The sequence below is a fragment of the Pseudomonas muyukensis genome (assembly GCF_019139535.1).
GTDB classification, from domain to species: Bacteria; Pseudomonadota; Gammaproteobacteria; order Pseudomonadales; family Pseudomonadaceae; genus Aquipseudomonas; species Aquipseudomonas muyukensis.
Genome location: NZ_CP077073.1, coordinates 748,678 through 764,183 on the forward strand (window position 1 = coordinate 748,678; position 15,506 = coordinate 764,183).

At 65.5% G+C, this 15,506-nt stretch carries 16 protein-coding genes; 5 read left to right on the top strand and 11 right to left on the bottom strand.

The window, feature by feature from the left end; all coding sequences use genetic code 11:
• Positions 1–19 precede the first annotated feature (19 nt).
• Together ubiA and KSS95_RS03495 are read right to left on the bottom strand one after the other, a co-directional pair.
• Positions 20–910 (bottom strand): 4-hydroxybenzoate octaprenyltransferase, encoded by an 891-nt coding sequence (gene ubiA, locus KSS95_RS03490; protein ID WP_217851700.1) that lies wholly within the window; start codon positions 908–910, stop codon positions 20–22.
• On the bottom strand, positions 910–1,467 hold the full coding sequence (locus KSS95_RS03495; RefSeq protein WP_217851702.1) for a chorismate--pyruvate lyase family protein: 558 nt from the start codon (positions 1,465–1,467) through the stop codon (positions 910–912). The genes ubiA and KSS95_RS03495 overlap by 1 nt, the downstream gene beginning before the upstream one ends.
• A 185-nt stretch (positions 1,468–1,652) precedes the next feature.
• Between KSS95_RS03495 and KSS95_RS03500 the strand changes: the two genes are divergently transcribed.
• From KSS95_RS03500 to KSS95_RS03515, 4 genes are all read left to right on the top strand, one after another.
• On the top strand, positions 1,653–1,820 hold the full coding sequence (locus KSS95_RS03500) for a rubredoxin (RefSeq protein ID WP_028689962.1): 168 nt from the start codon (positions 1,653–1,655) through the stop codon (positions 1,818–1,820).
• A gap of 35 nt (positions 1,821–1,855) precedes the next feature.
• Positions 1,856–3,004: an NAD(P)/FAD-dependent oxidoreductase gene (locus tag KSS95_RS03505; protein ID WP_217851704.1), complete on the top strand. Its 1,149-nt coding sequence runs from the start codon at positions 1,856–1,858 to the stop codon at positions 3,002–3,004.
• A gap of 188 nt (positions 3,005–3,192) precedes the next feature.
• Entirely contained in the window at positions 3,193–3,489 is a 297-nt protein-coding gene (locus KSS95_RS03510) for an HU family DNA-binding protein (protein ID WP_134689177.1), read from the top strand.
• A 133-nt stretch (positions 3,490–3,622) separates the two neighbouring features.
• Positions 3,623–3,997 carry a helicase gene (locus KSS95_RS03515; protein ID WP_217851706.1) on the top strand — a complete coding sequence of 125 codons (375 nt, stop codon included), beginning with the start codon at positions 3,623–3,625 and terminating at the stop codon, positions 3,995–3,997.
• Positions 3,998–4,243: 246 nt separating this feature from the next.
• Here the strand turns inward: KSS95_RS03515 and KSS95_RS03520 are convergent, their stop codons facing one another.
• The 6 genes from KSS95_RS03520 to exbB form a co-directional block, all read right to left on the bottom strand.
• Entirely contained in the window at positions 4,244–5,653 is a 1,410-nt protein-coding gene (locus tag KSS95_RS03520; RefSeq protein ID WP_217851708.1) for an aminoacyl-tRNA deacylase and HDOD domain-containing protein, read from the bottom strand.
• A gap of 78 nt (positions 5,654–5,731) precedes the next feature.
• Complete coding sequence (gene recG / locus KSS95_RS03525) at positions 5,732–7,810, bottom strand: ATP-dependent DNA helicase RecG (protein ID WP_217851715.1); 2,079 nt, start codon at positions 7,808–7,810, stop codon at positions 5,732–5,734.
• Between the two features lie 4 nt (positions 7,811–7,814).
• Positions 7,815–8,741 (bottom strand): hydrogen peroxide-inducible genes activator, encoded by a 927-nt coding sequence (locus KSS95_RS03530; protein WP_134689181.1) that lies wholly within the window; start codon positions 8,739–8,741, stop codon positions 7,815–7,817.
• A gap of 94 nt (positions 8,742–8,835) precedes the next feature.
• A complete protein-coding gene (locus tag KSS95_RS03535; RefSeq protein ID WP_134689182.1) occupies positions 8,836–9,570 on the bottom strand; it encodes an energy transducer TonB in 735 nt (244 codons plus the stop codon).
• The gene (gene exbD, locus KSS95_RS03540; protein WP_134689183.1) at positions 9,567–9,995 is read right to left on the bottom strand and encodes a TonB system transport protein ExbD; all 429 of its coding nucleotides are present in this window, start codon (positions 9,993–9,995) and stop codon (positions 9,567–9,569) included. Before exbD ends, KSS95_RS03535 begins: the two co-directional genes overlap by 4 nt.
• 3 nt (positions 9,996–9,998) lie before the next feature.
• Positions 9,999–10,979 (bottom strand): tonB-system energizer ExbB, encoded by a 981-nt coding sequence (gene exbB, locus KSS95_RS03545; RefSeq protein ID WP_217851717.1) that lies wholly within the window; start codon positions 10,977–10,979, stop codon positions 9,999–10,001.
• Between the two features lie 191 nt (positions 10,980–11,170).
• On the opposite strand from exbB, the gene KSS95_RS03550 reads away from it, so the two are divergent.
• Positions 11,171–12,028, top strand: a complete 858-nt coding sequence (locus tag KSS95_RS03550; RefSeq protein WP_217853924.1) for an SDR family oxidoreductase — start codon at positions 11,171–11,173, stop codon at positions 12,026–12,028.
• 155 nt (positions 12,029–12,183) lie between these two features.
• Here KSS95_RS03550 and KSS95_RS03555 read toward each other — a convergent pair whose 3' ends face one another.
• From KSS95_RS03555 to spoT, 3 genes are read right to left on the bottom strand one after another with little or no spacing between them, the layout of a single operon-like run.
• The gene (locus KSS95_RS03555; RefSeq protein WP_217851719.1) at positions 12,184–12,909 is read right to left on the bottom strand and encodes a hypothetical protein; all 726 of its coding nucleotides are present in this window, start codon (positions 12,907–12,909) and stop codon (positions 12,184–12,186) included.
• A 56-nt stretch (positions 12,910–12,965) separates the two neighbouring features.
• Positions 12,966–13,346: a RidA family protein gene (locus KSS95_RS03560; protein WP_166889747.1), complete on the bottom strand. Its 381-nt coding sequence runs from the start codon at positions 13,344–13,346 to the stop codon at positions 12,966–12,968.
• Between the two features lie 23 nt (positions 13,347–13,369).
• Complete coding sequence (spoT, locus tag KSS95_RS03565; RefSeq protein WP_217851727.1) at positions 13,370–15,478, bottom strand: bifunctional GTP diphosphokinase/guanosine-3',5'-bis pyrophosphate 3'-pyrophosphohydrolase; 2,109 nt, start codon at positions 15,476–15,478, stop codon at positions 13,370–13,372.
• Positions 15,479–15,506: the final 28 nt, after the last annotated feature.

Consider the following 15,506-nt stretch of genomic DNA (forward strand, 5'->3'; position numbering starts at 1 on the left):
GCGAACGAGGCCGGCGGCGTCAGCGCAAGGCGTAGTCCAATACCACCCCGATGAAGATCAGCATCCCCGCCCAATGGTTGTGCAGGAACGCCTTGAAGCACGAATCGCGGTCCAGGTTGCGCGTGGACCAGTACTCCCAGGCAAAGCATGCCGCCGCCGCCAGCAGCCCCAGGTGGAACCAGCCGCCCAGCTCGAAACGGTTGCCGGCCAGCAACAGGCAGCCCAGCGACAGCAGCTGCAGGGTCAGGATGATCACCCGGTCGGCCTCGCCGAACAGGATCGCGGTGGATTTCACCCCGATCTTCAGGTCGTCGTCACGGTCGACCATGGCGTAATAGGTGTCGTAGCCCACCGTCCACAGCAGGTTGGCCAGGTACAGCAGCCAGGCACTGGCCGGCAGCTCGCCGCCAGCAGCGGTGAAGGCCATGGGGATGCCCCAAGAGTAGGCTGCGCCCAGCACCACCTGTGGGTAGTAGGTGTAGCGCTTCATGAACGGGTAGCAGAACGCCAGGGCCACCGCGCCGAACGACAGCCAGACGGTGCTGGCGTTGGTGCACAGCACCAGCAGGAAGCTCACCGCCACCAGCACCGCGAACAATGCCAGGGCCTCACGCGGCTTGACCCGGCCGCTGGCCAGTGGCCGGTCGGCGGTGCGCTTGACGTGGCCATCGACCTTGCGGTCGGCGAAATCGTTGATGCAGCAGCCTGCGGCGCGCATCAGTACCACGCCGAGGGCGAAGATCAGCACGTTCTTCAGGCTCGGCCCGCCGTTGCCGGCGATCCACACCGCGACCAAGGTAGGCCACAGCAGCAGGTAGATACCGATGGGGCGGTCCATGCGGCTGAGCTGGATGAAGTCCCAGGCCCTGGGGTGCAGGCGATTGAGCGACTTGAGCAGGTTCAGGTACATCAGCGGTTCGCCTCCTGGGCCGCAGCCCACAGGGTCGGCAGGAAGATCTCGGCCACCAGCAGGTCGAGGCCGGCGCGCTCGAAGCGTGAGCGCCGGCCCCAGAGCCCGGCCTGGGCGGCCTCGGCGGGGAGCCAGGCCTGTGGATAACGGCAGGCTTCGATGGGATGGCGGACGAACGCCTGATCGCAGAACAGCAGCTCACCGAGCGAGCGACTGCCCAGGGTTTCCAGGTCGAGGCCACCGCGCTCCAGGACGCTGCGCCCGGCCACGCTGCGGGCGAACACCCACGGCTGGCCATGGCCACGCAGGTACACCTCGCGCACCCAGCCTTGTGCACCGGGCGCCAGGCCCAGGGCGGCGCATTCGTCGTCGCGCAGCGCCTGCCAGCCCTCGAACAGGGGCGTGACGCTGAAGTGGTCGTGGGAGAGGCGGGTCAGGCGGCGGGTCAGGGAGCCTTCGTCGAACAGCCAGTCCAAAGTCGGCTGGTCGAGCGCGCTCGCCAGCTGTGGATACGGCAGCCACGCGACAGCGGCTGCTTGCGGGGTTTCGTACGGCACGTCGGTATGCTTGATACAGGCCAGAGAGGCGGCGAGCTTAGCATGTTTGCCCTTGTGGCTTGCATCCTGCCAGCAGGGCCAGTAAAAAAGCCCACCAAAGATTGCGCGATGGTCTTGCAGCGGGTTGTCCCGCGCCCACCATCAGCGGCAACGCACCCCCGAGCCTGACCAAGGAACAGCATCGAATGAAGAAGTGGCAATGTATTGTCTGCGGCCTGATCTACGACGAAGCCCAAGGCTGGCCGGATGACGGCATCGCCCCCGGCACCCGCTGGGAAGATGTGCCGGAAGATTGGCTGTGCCCCGACTGCGGCGTGGGCAAGAGCGACTTCGAAATGATCGCCATCGGCTGATCGAACCCTCAAGTTCTGAATAAGGAATGCACGACATGACGTCCCCTGTGGTGATCATTGGCACCGGCCTGGCCGGCTACAACCTGGCGCGCGAGTTTCGCAAGCTCGACGGCGACACGCCGCTGCTGCTGATCACCGCCGACGACGGTCGTTCCTACTCCAAGCCCATGCTCTCCACCGGCTTCGCCAAGCACAAGGACGCCGACGGCCTGTGCATGGCCGAGCCAGGCGCCATGGCCGAGCAGCTCAAGGCCGAGATCCGCACCCACACCCGCATCAGCGGTATCGACCCCGGCCACAAGCGCCTGTGGATTGGCGAGGAAGCGGTCGACTACCGTGATCTGGTGCTGGCCTGGGGGGCGCAGACCGTGCAGGTGCCGGTCGAAGGCGATGCGGGCGAGCTGATCTTCCCGATCAATGATCTTGAAGATTACGCGCGCTTTCGCGCCGCGGCGGCAGGCAAGCAGCGGGTGCTGATCCTCGGCGCCGGCCTGATCGGCTGCGAGTTCGCCAATGACCTCAGCCAGGGCGGCCTGCACTGCGAGGTGGTGGCGCCGTGCGAGCAGGTCATGCCGACCCTGCTGCACCCGGCTGCCGCCGCCGCGGTACAGGCTGGCCTGGAAGGGCTGGGCGTGCGCTTTCACCTTGGTCCGGTGCTGACCCGCCTGCTACGTGCAGGGGAGGCGCTCGAGGCGCACCTGTCCGATGGCAGCGTGATCCCCTGCGACTTGGTGGTGTCGGCCATCGGCTTGCGTCCACGCACCGACCTGGCGGCGGCGGCGGGCTTGCAGGTCAACCGTGGCGTGATGGTCGACCGCCAGTTGCGCACTTCCCACGCCAATATCTTCGCCCTGGGCGACTGCGCCGAGGTCGACGGCATCAACCTGCTGTACGTGATGCCCTTGATGACCTGCGCCCGCGCCTTGGCCCAGACCCTGGCTGGCAATCCGACCACGGTCAGCTACGGGCCGATGCCGATCACGGTGAAGACCCCGGCTTGTCCCTTGGTAGTCTCGCCACCGCCTGTCGGCCATGAGGGTACCTGGGTGGTCGAAGGTAGCGGCGCCGACCTCAAAGTGCTCTGCCACGGCGCGGATGGGCAGTTGCTGGGCTATGCCCTGACCGGCGGCGCGGTCATGGAAAAACTGGCTTTGAATCGGCAGTTACCCGCCCTCATGGCGTAAATAGCGGGCGTTCTGTCGGAATTATCCTGTTCTTGCCGCGACAATGGCCGCCCAGATACTGGCGCGGCCCTGGCCGGCGTGCCATCCTCACTGACGTCTACCGCAGGCTAGAGCCTGCGGTGCCTTGAGCGCTGCTCGATTCGGCAGCACGGCATAACAACAAGAAATCCCGTCAAAGAGGCTTCACTATGCGTAAACCAGAACTCGCCGCTGTCATCGCCGAAAAGGCCGATCTGACCAAGGAAAAGGCCAATATTGTCCTCAACGCGATTCTCGACAGCATCACCGGCGCGCTCGACAAGGACACCGTCACCCTGGTTGGTTTCGGCACCTTCGAAAAACGCCACCGTGGCGCCCGCACCGGCAAGAACCCGCAGACCGGCGAGCCGGTGAAGATCAAGGCCAGCAACACCGTCGCCTTCAAGCCGGGCAAGAACCTGCGTGACAGTGTCAACGCACCGGCCAAGCCTGCCAAGAAAAAGTGATCGACAAGCCATCGAGACGGGCGCCTTAAGGCGCCCGTTGCGTTTCTGGTAAGCAAATGCGGCGAACTTGCATAAACAGGGCGAGAAACGGATAAACTGCGCGACTCAGTCACTTTTCATTCGAGGCGTGTTGATGAAGTTTCGCTTTCTTCTCTGGGCCATGGGCTTGCTGATGGCCAAGGCCAGCCGCAACAACCCGGCGTTCCAGCAGCAGTTGCAGGACAAGGACCTGGTGTTCCAGATGCAGACCCTCGACGGCAAGGTGGCCCGGCACTTCATCGTCAAGGACTTGCGCATCACCAGCCAGGGTGGCCTGCACCCGCAGCCGGCTTTCGCCATCGCCTTCAAGGACGCCGCTTACGGGTTCGCCACGCTGCAGGCCGGTAACAAGCAGTTGGCGTTCATGCAGGGGGTTCAGGACAAGAGCATCCAGATCAAAGGCAATCCGGCGCTGGTGATCTGGTTCCAGGGCTTGATGAAGTACCTGAAGCCGAAGAAGAAGACCTGAAATTTCAGGTGCAGGGCTTCTCTGTAGGCGCGGCCTTGTGCAGCGAATGGGCCGCTTCTACAGGGATATGACTGCTCCAATGCAAGATTGCCGGGGTCGCTTTGCGACCCTTTCGCGACACAAGGCCGCTCCTACAGGAGGGCACGGTCGCCTGTAGGCGCGGCCTTGTGTCGCGAAAGGGCTGCAAAGCAGCCCCGGCAAGTCCAAGTCGGACGCCAATTATCAATACCTTGTAAGGGCTGGGCCTTAATGCGAATGCGGCGCGTGGAACTGCGACGCCAGCTCGCGCAGCAGCGCCTCGGCCTCCAGCACCTTGTTCACCACCTCTTCGGCCTTGTCCCGGGTCAGCCCCAGGCGCTCGAGCAGGGCGTCCGGAATCTCGTCCTGCGGCCCGGAGCCGATCCCCCGGGCGCGCAGCAGGCGCGTCGCCAGGCACACCAGGTTGGGGAACGCCGCATAATCACCGTCGTACGCCGGGTCGTGCTGGAAGCGCAGGGCCGTGGACAGTTCGTCCGGCATGTCCCACAGCTTCATCAGCCAGGCGCCGATCTGTTCGCGGCTGATACCCAGCAGGTGCTGCTCCACATAGCTGTGGCACAGGTGCGGGTTGACCTCAAGGTGTCGGCAGATCAGCGAGAAGTGCGGTGGAAAGACGTGGGCCAGCAGCAGGTAGCCGAAGTTGTGCAGCAGGCCGGCCAGGTAGGTCAGGCCGGCCTCCGGGCGTTCGGCGCGCGGCATGGCGCGGGTCAGGCCCTCGATTATCGCGGCGGTGTAGATCGACTGCTGCCAGTACGGCGTGGCCTGCTGCGGGTGGTCCTTGGGCAGGCTCAGGGTCTTGCCCAGGGCCAGGCCCAGCGCCAGGTTGATCACCAGGTCAAAGCCCAGCACGCGCACGATGGCGTCTTCCACCGAGCGGATCTTGCCGGGCGAGGCGTAGTAGGGCGATGCCGCCCAGCTGACCACCTGCGCGGCCAGGGCCGGATCGGTTTCGACTACGCCGGTGATGTCGTCGATGCTGGCATTGGGGTCGACACGCAACTTGATGATCTTCTGCGCGGTGTCGGCCAGCGGCGGGATTTCGATGGTCTGCTCCAGGCGTTGCTGGATGCGCCGGGCGGTGAAGGCCTGGACCGCGCGAATGACTTCCTTGGGTGGGCCGTCCAACTGCTCGAAACTCAGGCGAATATCGCTGATCGGCTGGCCGAAGGTGCTGGCGCTGGCCTTGGCCAGCATCTTCTTGAAGGCGGTGCGGCCGATTTCCAGGAGCAGCCCAGCTTCACCGGACTGGATCAGCAGGGTTTCGTTGTCCAGCAGGCTCTTCTCGTACTGGCACGGCGAGCTGGTCAGCGCCGGGATGGCGGGCAGGGTCTTGAGGTGATGCTTGTCGAGCATCTGTTTGAGGCGCGCCAGTGGCACGGCGGTCAGTTTGCGGCCGGTCAGCTCTTCGAGGCGCTTGAGGTCCAGCAGCTGGCTGTGCGGGAACAGCACCATCAGTGCGCCGATCTCGTCGTCGAGCAGCACCGCCTGCACCCGCGAGGCGGCTTTCAGCCCAGGGTGCTCGGCGACCTCGCGGTAGGTCACGCCGAGTTTGTCGAGCAACAGCCGGATGACAGACGGTGCGTGTGGGGTTGCGGTATCCAGGGCAACTTCAGTCATGGTCTGTATCCATTGATTCTTTTAAACGCGAAGTATAACCAGCCTGACCGGCAAGCTGGATCCATAATGGGACGGGCGTCACACCTGGCCATATTGCTGGCCGTGGCGCAGCCAGCGGTCGAGCAGCGGGCTGACGTGCGCCGGCCAACGCGCCAGCAGGGCCTGGGCGGCGTCGCGCACGGCCGGCAGCAGGTCGGCGTCGCGCATCAGGTCGGCGACCTTGAACTGCAGCAGGCCGGTCTGGCGGGTCCCGAGCATCTCGCCGGGGCCGCGCAGCTCCAGGTCTTTTTCGGCGATGACGAAACCGTCGTTGGTTTCGCGCATGATGCCCAGGCGTTCCCGGCCGATCTGCGACAGCGGCGGGTGATAGAGCAGCACGCAGTGGCTCACCGCGCTACCCCGGCCCACGCGCCCGCGCAGCTGGTGCAATTGGGCCAGGCCCAGGCGCTCGGGGTTCTCGATGATCATCAGGCTGGCGTTGGGCACGTCCACGCCAACCTCGATCACCGTGGTGGCCACCAGCAGTTGCAGCGCGCCGGCCTTGAACTCGGCCATCACCGCGGCTTTTTCTGCCGGCTTCATGCGGCCGTGGATCAGGCCCACGCGCAGCTCGCCCAGGGCGCTGCCCAACTCTTCGAAGGTGCTTTCGGCGGCCTGGCAGGTGAGCTCTTCGGACTCTTCGATCAGGGTACACACCCAGTAGGCCTGGCGCCCTTCGGCGCAGGCAGCGCGGACCCGCTCGACCACTTCGAAGCGGCGGCTGTCGGCAACCAGCACGGTGTTCACCGGGGTGCGGCCAGGCGGCAGCTCGTCGAGAATCGAAGTGTCGAGGTCGGCATAGGCGCTCATGGCCAGGGTGCGCGGGATCGGCGTGGCGGTCATGATCAGCTGGTGCGGGCACAGCTGTCCCATCACGCCCTTCTTGCGCAGGGCCAGGCGCTGCTGCACGCCAAAGCGGTGCTGTTCGTCGATGATCGCCAGGGCCAGGTGCTTGAACTGCACTTCGTCCTGGAACAGTGCGTGGGTGCCGACCACCATCGGCGCCCCCCCGGCGATCTGTTCCAGGGCGCTGGCGCGGGCCTTGCCCTTGAGCTTGCCGGCCAGCCAGGCGACTTCGATGCCCAGCGGTTCGAGCCAGCGCTTGAAGGTGATGAAGTGCTGCTCGGCGAGAATCTCGGTGGGTGCCATCAGCGCCACCTGGTAGCCGGCCTCCAGGGCCTGCAGCGCGGCGAGCGCGGCGACCACGGTCTTGCCGGCGCCGACATCGCCCTGTACCAGGCGCATCATCGGCTCTGGCTGGCTGAGGTCGTAGGCGATCTCGTTGCCGACCCGTTGCTGTGCGCCGGTCGGCTTGAAACCGAGGTTGGCCAGGTATTGCGCGGGCAGGCGGCTGGCCTTGGGCAGCACGGGCGCGCGCAGGCTGCGCAGGCTTTCGCGCAGGCGCTGCTGGGACAGCTGATGGGTCAGCAGCTCTTCGAAGGCCAGCCGGTGCTGGGCCCAGTGATGCCCTTCGGCCAGTTCGTCGAGGTCGGCATCGGCCGGCGGGTTGTGCAGATAGCGAATGGCATCGCTCAAGGGTGCCAACTGGTAGTCACGGGCCAGCTCGTCGGGCAGCCAGTCGGGCAGGCTGCGCGGGCCGAGCAGGCCGAGGCTTTGCTGGCACAACAGGCGCAAGCGCTGTTGGGTCAGGCCCTCGGTGGTCGGGTAGATCGGCGTCAGGGTCTGTTCCACCGGCGGTGGCGCTTCGTCACCGTTTAGCGCGCGGTACTCCGGGTGGTAGATCTCCAGGCCCGAGGCGCCGGGACGGGCTTCGCCGTAGCAGCGCAGGTGGGTACCCCGCTTCAGGCCTTCCTTCTGCGCGTTGCTGAAGTGGTAGAAGCGCAGGCTCAGCGAGCCGCTGCCGTCGCCCAGGCGTACCACCAGGCTGCGGCGCTTGCCCATGGTCACGTCGGCGCCGCTGACCACGCCCTCGATCACGGCGTCCTGGCCTGGGCGCAACTGGCCGATGGGCACTACCCGGGTGCGGTCCTGGTAGCGCAACGGTAGATGGAACAGCAGGTCCTGCAGGTTCTCCAGGCCAACCTTGGCGAGTTTTTCCGCCATGGCATCGCCTACGCCCTTGAGCGTGGTGACCGGGACGTTCGACAGCTCGGTCATGGGCTCAGGCCGGTTGTTCCACGGGCGGCTTGGCCACTGAGCAGAGGCGGATCGAGTCGGCGAGGATCTCGATGGCCTTCGGCCGCGGGAAGCTGGCGCGCCAGGCGATGGCAACGGTACGGAATGGTGCGGGCGCAGTCAGCGGGCGCACTTCGATCACCCCCGGCGCGTAATGATGGCTGTGCACCGCCGACAGCGGCAGGATCGACACGCCCAGGCCCGAGGCGACCATGTGGCGGATGGTTTCCAGCGAGCTGGATTCGACCGTGGTGTGCTTGGCGCCTTCGCCACCCTTGTTCAGGGTCGGGCAGGCTTCGAGCACCTGGTCGCGGAAGCAGTGCCCCTCGCCGAGCAGCAGCAGGCTCTTGTCGTTGAGCAGCGCAGTGTCGATGGTGTCCTTGGCGGTCCATGGGTGGTCGGCCGGCATCAGCGCACAGAACGGCTCGTCGTACAGCGGCAGGGTCAGCACGTCGGCCTCGTTGAACGGCAGGGCGATGATCACCGCGTCCAGTTCGCCATTGCGCAGCTTTTCGCGCAGCACGTGGGTGAAGTTTTCCTCGATGTACAGCGGCATCTGCGGTGCGACCCGGTGCAGCTGCGGAATCAGGTGCGGGAACAGGTACGGGCCAACGGTATAGATGGCGCCGACCTTGAGCGGGGCGGTGAGCTGGTTCTTGCCGGCCTGGGCCAGTTCGCGGATGCCCTGGGCCTGCTCGAGGACCTTCTGCGCCTGGGCGACGATGCTCTCGCCGACCGGGGTCAGGCGTACCGCGCTCTTGCTGCGCTCGAAGATCAGCACGCCGAGTTCATCCTCGAGCTTCTTCACGCCGACCGACAGGGTCGGCTGGCTGACGTGGCAACGCTCGGCGGCATGGCCGAAGTGCTGCTCTTGCGCAAGGGTGACGATGTAGCGGAGTTCGGTGAGGGTCATAACGTGCGTCCATGAAGTTGCGGCCCCAGCATAGCGGCTGCAATCGATAGACGCACGTTATCAGACTTGCCGTTTTGTGACAGAAACAAAAACGTCAGCGTCGGTCCAGCGAGTAGACGAACGGCGCGACCACCTCGATCGTGCCATTGTTCAGCAGCTCTGCTGGCGGCTTGGGTACCGTGCCGGCGCGGCGGATCATCTCCAGCGTCGCCCGGTCCAGGGCTGCGCTGCCGGAACCACCGGCCAGCGAGTACGACACCACCTTGCCCTCGGCATCGACCACGAAGCGCAGGCGGTTGATGCCCTGCAGCCCGCGACGGCGAGCATCCTCGGGGTACTTCTTGTACTTGGCCAGGTGGCGCAGCAGGTCGCTTTGCCAGCTCGGCAGGGCGTTGCTGTTCGACGCGATGCTTGGCTGTGGCGCCGCCGACTTCTGCGGTGGCGAGTTGCTCGGTGGCGTGTCCGCGACATCGTCCTTGGCCGGTGGCTCGTCCTTCGGTGGCTCAGGCTTTTTCTCAGGCTTGGGCGGCTGTGGCTTGGCCTTGGGCTTGGGCGGCTTGGGGATGGCGATCTTCGGCTTGGGCGCCTCGGCCAGTTTCGGCAGCGGCGGTTCCTCGACCGGCGTCGGTGGTTTCGGGGCGGCCTTTGGTGGCGGCGGCGGCGCGGGCTCGGGCAGCGGTGCCAGCTCGACCATCATTGCTGCCGGTGGCAGCTCGATGGCCTGGGGCACCGACCAGTTGAGCGTCAGCAGCACGGCGACCGCGTGCACACCCAGCACGAGTGCCAGGCTGCCACCGTAGCGCGCCATGTTAGAGCGCGTTTTCGTCATTTCTTGGCTGCCGTCTCGAGTCCGACCAGGCCGACCTTCAGGTAACCGGCGGCACGCATGGTGTTCATCACTTCCATCAGGTCGCCGTAGTCGACGCCCTTGTCAGCCTGGAAGAAGATGGTGGTTTCCTTGTCGCCCTTGGTCTTGGCGTCGAGCATGCTGCCAAGCTGATCGGGCTGGGCCACCTGGTCATCGCCGACATACAGCTTCTTGTCGGCCTTGACGCTGACGAACACCGGCTTCTCGGGCCTCGGCGCCGGCTTGGCGGTCGAGGCGGGCAGGTCGACCTTGATGTCGACCGTGGCCAGAGGGGCGGCGACCATGAAGATGATCAGCAGCACCAGCATCACGTCGATGAACGGCGTGACGTTGATTTCGTGGTTTTCGGCGAGGTCGTCGCCACCTTCGTTGAGATGCAGGCCCATGGCTTACCCCACTTTCACCATGTGCGGGGCGGCGCGCTCGCTGCCCTGGTGGTCGAGGTCGCGGCTGACCAGCAGCAGGACTTGGGCCGACGCGTCGGACACCTGGGCCTTGTAGCCGGCGATGGAGCGCGCGAAGACGTTGTAGATGACCACGGCGGGAATCGCCGCGACCAGGCCCAGGGCGGTGGCCAACAGGGCTTCGGCGATACCCGGGGCGACCACGGCCAGGTTGGTGGTCTGGGTCTTGGCGATGCCGATGAAGCTGTTCATGATGCCCCACACGGTGCCGAACAGACCGACGAATGGCGCGGTGGAGCCGATGGTGGCCAGCACGCCGGTGCCGCTGCTCATGGTGCGACCGCTGGCGGCGACCAGGCGCTCGAGGCGGAAGCTGACGCGCTCCTTGATACCTTCTTTTTCGCGGGCATTGGCCGACAGGCGCATTTCTTCAAGGGCGTCATGCACCAGGGTGTGGGCCAGGGTGCCCGGCTTGTTGGAAAGGTCGCTGGCGTCCTTCAGGCTCACGGCCTTCTTCAGGGCGGCGATCTCGCCACGCAGGCGGCGCTTGGCGCCCATCAGCTCGAAGCCCTTGGCGATCCAGATGGTCCAGGTGATGATCGAGGCGATGGCCAGGCCGATCATCACGGCCTTCACCACCACGTCGGCGTTCTTGTACATGCCCCATGGGGACAGGTCGTGGGCCATGCCCAGCGAAGTGTCCTCGACCATGGCCTGGACGTTTTCGTCAGTGGCGGCCGGGGCCTGGCCCTCGGCGGCAGCGTTGGCATCGACCGGCGCGCCGATAGGCGCCTGGCCTTCGCTGGCCGGTGCCGCCGGGGCACTGGCGGCAATCGGTGCGGCGGCCGGGGCGGCCGGCTCGTCGGCCATGGCCAGCGGGGCCAGGACCAGGCTGAGCATCAGCGCGGCGACGGCGCCCCAGGCGCGCGACGGGGTAGGCGAAGCGGAAGGTTGATTACGTGTCATGCTGGCCGGACCTGATGAAGAGAAATGGGTTGAGTTCTTCAAGGCCTCGAAACAGGCCGAGAACAGACAAGGCGGCCATTATTGCAAGTAATTCTTGTTAACAAAAGAATAGAGATTGCTTTTTTTAACCTTTGTCTAGCCGCTGATCGGTTGATCCGGTTAGCGTGAACCTTTGGATTTGGAGTGGGATGATGTCGGACCTCAGTGCATTGATCGTAGGTTGTGGCGATGTAGGAGGCCGTCTGGCCCGCCAGTTGCTGGCTCGGGGATGGCAGGTCGCGGGCCTGCGCCGCGCGGTGGGGGAGCTGCCTGAAGGGGTGCGGCCGATCGCCGCCGACCTGTCTGATCGCCGTCAGCCGGCCACCTGGCCTGAGCACGGGCCGGACTATCTGGTGTATTGCGTGGCGGCCAGCCAGCACGACGAGGCGGGCTACCGCGCGGCGTATGTGGAGGGGTTGCGGCATGTGCTGGGCTGGCTGGCCGCCAATGGCCAGCGCCCACGACGATTGCTGTTCGTGTCCAGCAGCAGCGTGTATGCGCAGCAGGACGGCGAATGGATCGACGAGACGGCGGCCACTGCGCCCGAAGGCTATTCCGGCAAGGTGATGCTCGAGGCCGAACGCCTGGCGCTGGATAGCGGGATCCCTGCCAGCATCGTGCGCCTGACCGGTATCTATGGCCCGGGCCGCGAGTGGCTGTTGAGCCAGGTACGCCAGGGCTATCGGGTGGCCGAGGCGCCGCCGCTGTATGGCAACCGGATTCATGCCGAGGATGCAGCGAGCCTGCTGGCGCACCTGTTGCAGGCGGATGCCCGCGGGGTGGCGCTGGATGATTGCTATATCGGTGTCGATGACGACCCGGCGCCATTGGCCGAGGTGGTTGGCTGGCTGCGGGGGTACCTGGGGGTTACCCAGTGGTCAGAGGAGCAGCGGGTGCGGCGTACCGGCAGCAAGCGCTGCAGTAACGCGCGGGCGCGGGCGTTGGGCTGGGCGCCGGTGTATCCGAGCTATAAAGAGGGCTATGCCGCCATCCTGGAAGGTAAGGGCTGAAGTTACGGGCTTAGCGCGGCCCTTGTAGGAGCGGCCTTGTGTCGCGAAAGGGCCGCGAAGCGGCCCCTGCAATCTATGTGGCGAAGCTGAAGTTCTGGGGCCGCTTCGCAGCCCTTTCGCGACACAAGTCCGCTCCTGCAGAGGGTAGGCGTGCTTCAGTCTTTCTCTAGTACCCACTGCCGCGCACCAGCGGCCAGTTGTGGCTTTTCGTCGGGTTGAGCAAGATTCATGGCCTGGTAGATTTCCAGGGTATCGCCGTCACGCTTGAAAATCCAAGGTGCTCCGCGCTGATTGCGTTCCAGCCACAAACTGTCATTGCCGTTGCCCATATCCGCGCAGTCACCCGCCAGACACAGTGCGAAGCGGTCCGGCCCGGGCAGGCCGGTGACATTGCCGGTGTCGCTGAAACGCACCACGGCGCCTTTGCCCTGGCCTTCGACGATCTTCCATTCACCGCCCAGGTAGGCCTGGTACAGCGCCTTCTCGAAACTGCCGCCCAGGGGCGCGTTGCCCGCGGCTTTACTGCGCGCGAAGGTCTGCTGGTGGCCGGAAGGGTCACTGGCCTGCAGTTCGTCGCCATCGAGCTTCAATTGCTCGGTCTGGCCGCCCTCGAAGTTGACCTGCCAGTTCTTCTCATCAGCGCTCAGGCGCCCGTCGGCGGCCTCGAAGCCATTGCTGAAGCTGGCTTGCTGGTTGCTGACGTCGATCTTCCACTCGAACACCGGGCCATGCTCGCTCAGCGCCTGGCGCAGGCTGATGCCCTTGGCGGCGGCGTCGATGGCCGTCTGGTTGATCCAGGTGCCGTTGAAATCTTCGGGTTTGTGGCTGGCGCAGCCGCCCAGGAGCAGGGCTGCCAGCGCGAGAGGCAATGCGTGGCGCATGGTGTGGACCTTGGGGGAAGAAGGGGTGACGGGCGAACGCCCGTCACCGGGGAGCATCAGTCGATGACCAGGATGGCGTCCATCTCGACCTGGGCGCCCTTGGGCAGGGCGGCAACGCCGATGGCGGCGCGGGCCGGGTAAGGCTGCTCGAAGTAGCGGCCCATGATTTCGTTGACCTTGGCGAAGTGGCTGAGGTCGGTGAGGAAGATGTTCAGCTTGACGATGTCCTTGAACGAACCGCCTGCCGCCTCGGCAACCGACTTCAGGTTCTCGAACACCTGCACGGTCTGGGCTTCAAAGCCTTCGACCAGTTCCATGGTCTTTGGATCGAGCGGAATCTGGCCCGACATGTAGACGGTGTTGCCGGCCTTGATCGCCTGCGAGTAAGTGCCGATGGCGGCAGGGGCCTTGTCGCTGTTGATGACGGTCTTGCTCATGATGACTCCTTGCGGTTGGCGGACTACGCACGCGTCCGGGTGATGCGGACCACGCCGGTGAGGGTGCGCAGTTTCTTGATCACACGGGCCAGGTGCACGCGGTCGCGCACGCTGACCACCAGTTGGACCACGCTGATACGGCCGTCGCGTTCGTCCATGCTGATTTTCTCGATGTTGCCGTCGGCGGCGTTGACGCTGCTGGCCAGCAGGGCGATCAGGCCGCGCTGGTGCTCCAGCTCGACGCGCAGCTCGACATTGAACTCGCCGGTGATGTCCTTGGCCCAGGAGAGTTGCAGGCACTTCTCTGGGTTGTGGCGGATTTCACTGATGTTGCGGCAGTCTTCCAGGTGCACCACCATGCCCTTGCCCGCCGACAGGTGGCCGACGATGGCATCGCCCGGGATCGGCGTGCAGCACTTGGCGTAGCTGAGCACCAGGCCCTCGGTGCCGCGGATCGCCAGCGGGCCTTCCGGCGCCGGCAGTTGCTCGCCCTCGGCGGACAGCAGGCGGCGGGCCACCACATAGGCCATGCGGTTGCCCAGGCCGATGTCCTCGAGCAGGTCCTCGACCAGCTCCAGGCGGTACTCGCTGAGAATTGCCTGGATGCGCTCCTGGGGAATCAGCTCCAGGCTGCTGTCGAAGCCGGTCAGCACCTTGTTCAGCAGGCGCTCGCCGAGGCTGATGGACTCGGATCGGCGCTGCTGCTTGAGGGCGTGGCGAATATGCGTGCGCGCCTTGCCGGTGACCACGAAATTGAGCCAGGCCGGATTGGGCCGCGCCCCTGGGGCGCTGACGATTTCCACCGTGGAACCACTCTGCAGCGGCTCGGACAGCGGCGCCAGGCGGCGGTTGATGCGGCAGGCGATGCAGCTGTTACCAACGTCGGTGTGCACCGCGTAGGCGAAGTCGACGGCGGTGGAGCCTTTGGGCAGCTCCATGATCCGTCCCTTGGGGGTGAAGACGTAGACCTCGTCGGGGAACAGGTCGATCTTCACGCTCTCGATGAATTCCAGCGAGTTGCCGGCGCGCTGCTGCAGCTCGAGGATGCCCTTGACCCACTGACGGGCACGGGCGTGGCTACCCTTGGGCTGCTCCTGCTCGTTGGACTTGTACAGCCAGTGGGCGGCGATGCCGTTGTTGGCCATCTCTTCCATCTCGCGGGTGCGGATCTGGATTTCGATGGGCACGCCGTGCATGCCGAACAGCGTGGTGTGCAACGACTGGTAGCCGTTGGCCTTGGGAATCGCGATGTAGTCCTTGAAGCGCCCCGGCAGCGGCTTGTACAGGTTGTGCACGGCGCCGAGCACGCGGTAGCAGGTGTCGACCTTGTCGACGATGATGCGGAAGGCGTACACGTCCATGATCTCGGTGAAGGCGCGGCGCTTGCCACGCATCTTCTTGTAGATGCCATAGAGGTGTTTCTGCCGGCCGCTGACTTCGCCTGCGATGCCGTCGGCGGCCAGGCAGTTGGCCAGCGAGGTCTCGATCTTGGCGACGATCTCCTTGCGGTTGCCACGGGCGGCCTTGACCGCGCGGTGGATCAACGTCGAGCGCATCGGGTGCATGGCCTTGAAGCCGAGGTCCTCGAACTCCACGCGCACGGTGTGCATGCCCAGGCGGTTGGCGATGGGGGCGTAGATCTCGAGGGTTTCCTTGGCGATGCGCCGGCGCTTCTCGCCGGACAGCACTTCCAGGGTGCGCATGTTGTGCAGGCGGTCGGCCAGCTTGACCAGGATCACGCGGATATCGCGGGCCATGGCCATGGCCATCTTCTGGAAGTTCTCGGCCTGCGCCTCGGCCTTGGTCTCGAAGTTCATCTGGGTCAGCTTGCTGACCCCGTCGACCAGCTCGGCGACCGTCTCGCCGAATTGCTGGCTCAAGGCTTCCTTGGCGATGCCGGTGTCTTCGATCACGTCGTGCAGCATGGCCGCCATCAGGCTCTGATGGTCCATGTGCATGTCGGCGAGGATGCTGGCCACGGCCAGCGGGTGGGTCACGTAGGGCTCGCCGCTGCGGCGGCGCTGCCCATCGTGGGCCTGTTCGGCGTAGAAGTAGGCGCGCCGGACCAGGTTGACCTGCTCGGGGCCTAGATAAGTCGACAGCCGTTCGGCGAGGGCTTCTATACCCGGCATGGGTTCACCTCTTGCTGAAGAAGAGGGC

Coding starts and splice junctions, on each gene's coding strand:
- ubiA (WP_217851700.1), bottom strand. CDS start 910: ATGTACCTGAACCTGCTCAAGTCGCTCAATCGCCTGCACCCCAGGGCC.
- KSS95_RS03500 (WP_028689962.1), top strand. CDS start 1,653: ATGAAGAAGTGGCAATGTATTGTCTGCGGCCTGATCTACGACGAAGCC.
- KSS95_RS03505 (WP_217851704.1), top strand. CDS start 1,856: ATGACGTCCCCTGTGGTGATCATTGGCACCGGCCTGGCCGGCTACAAC.
- KSS95_RS03510 (WP_134689177.1), top strand. CDS start 3,193: ATGCGTAAACCAGAACTCGCCGCTGTCATCGCCGAAAAGGCCGATCTG.
- KSS95_RS03515 (WP_217851706.1), top strand. CDS start 3,623: ATGAAGTTTCGCTTTCTTCTCTGGGCCATGGGCTTGCTGATGGCCAAG.
- KSS95_RS03520 (WP_217851708.1), bottom strand. CDS start 5,653: ATGACTGAAGTTGCCCTGGATACCGCAACCCCACACGCACCGTCTGTC.
- recG (WP_217851715.1), bottom strand. CDS start 7,810: ATGACCGAGCTGTCGAACGTCCCGGTCACCACGCTCAAGGGCGTAGGC.
- KSS95_RS03530 (WP_134689181.1), bottom strand. CDS start 8,741: ATGACCCTCACCGAACTCCGCTACATCGTCACCCTTGCGCAAGAGCAG.
- KSS95_RS03535 (WP_134689182.1), bottom strand. CDS start 9,570: ATGACGAAAACGCGCTCTAACATGGCGCGCTACGGTGGCAGCCTGGCA.
- exbD (WP_134689183.1), bottom strand. CDS start 9,995: ATGGGCCTGCATCTCAACGAAGGTGGCGACGACCTCGCCGAAAACCAC.
- exbB (WP_217851717.1), bottom strand. CDS start 10,979: ATGACACGTAATCAACCTTCCGCTTCGCCTACCCCGTCGCGCGCCTGG.
- KSS95_RS03550 (WP_217853924.1), top strand. CDS start 11,171: ATGTCGGACCTCAGTGCATTGATCGTAGGTTGTGGCGATGTAGGAGGC.
- KSS95_RS03555 (WP_217851719.1), bottom strand. CDS start 12,909: ATGCGCCACGCATTGCCTCTCGCGCTGGCAGCCCTGCTCCTGGGCGGC.
- KSS95_RS03560 (WP_166889747.1), bottom strand. CDS start 13,346: ATGAGCAAGACCGTCATCAACAGCGACAAGGCCCCTGCCGCCATCGGC.
- spoT (WP_217851727.1), bottom strand. CDS start 15,478: ATGCCGGGTATAGAAGCCCTCGCCGAACGGCTGTCGACTTATCTAGGC.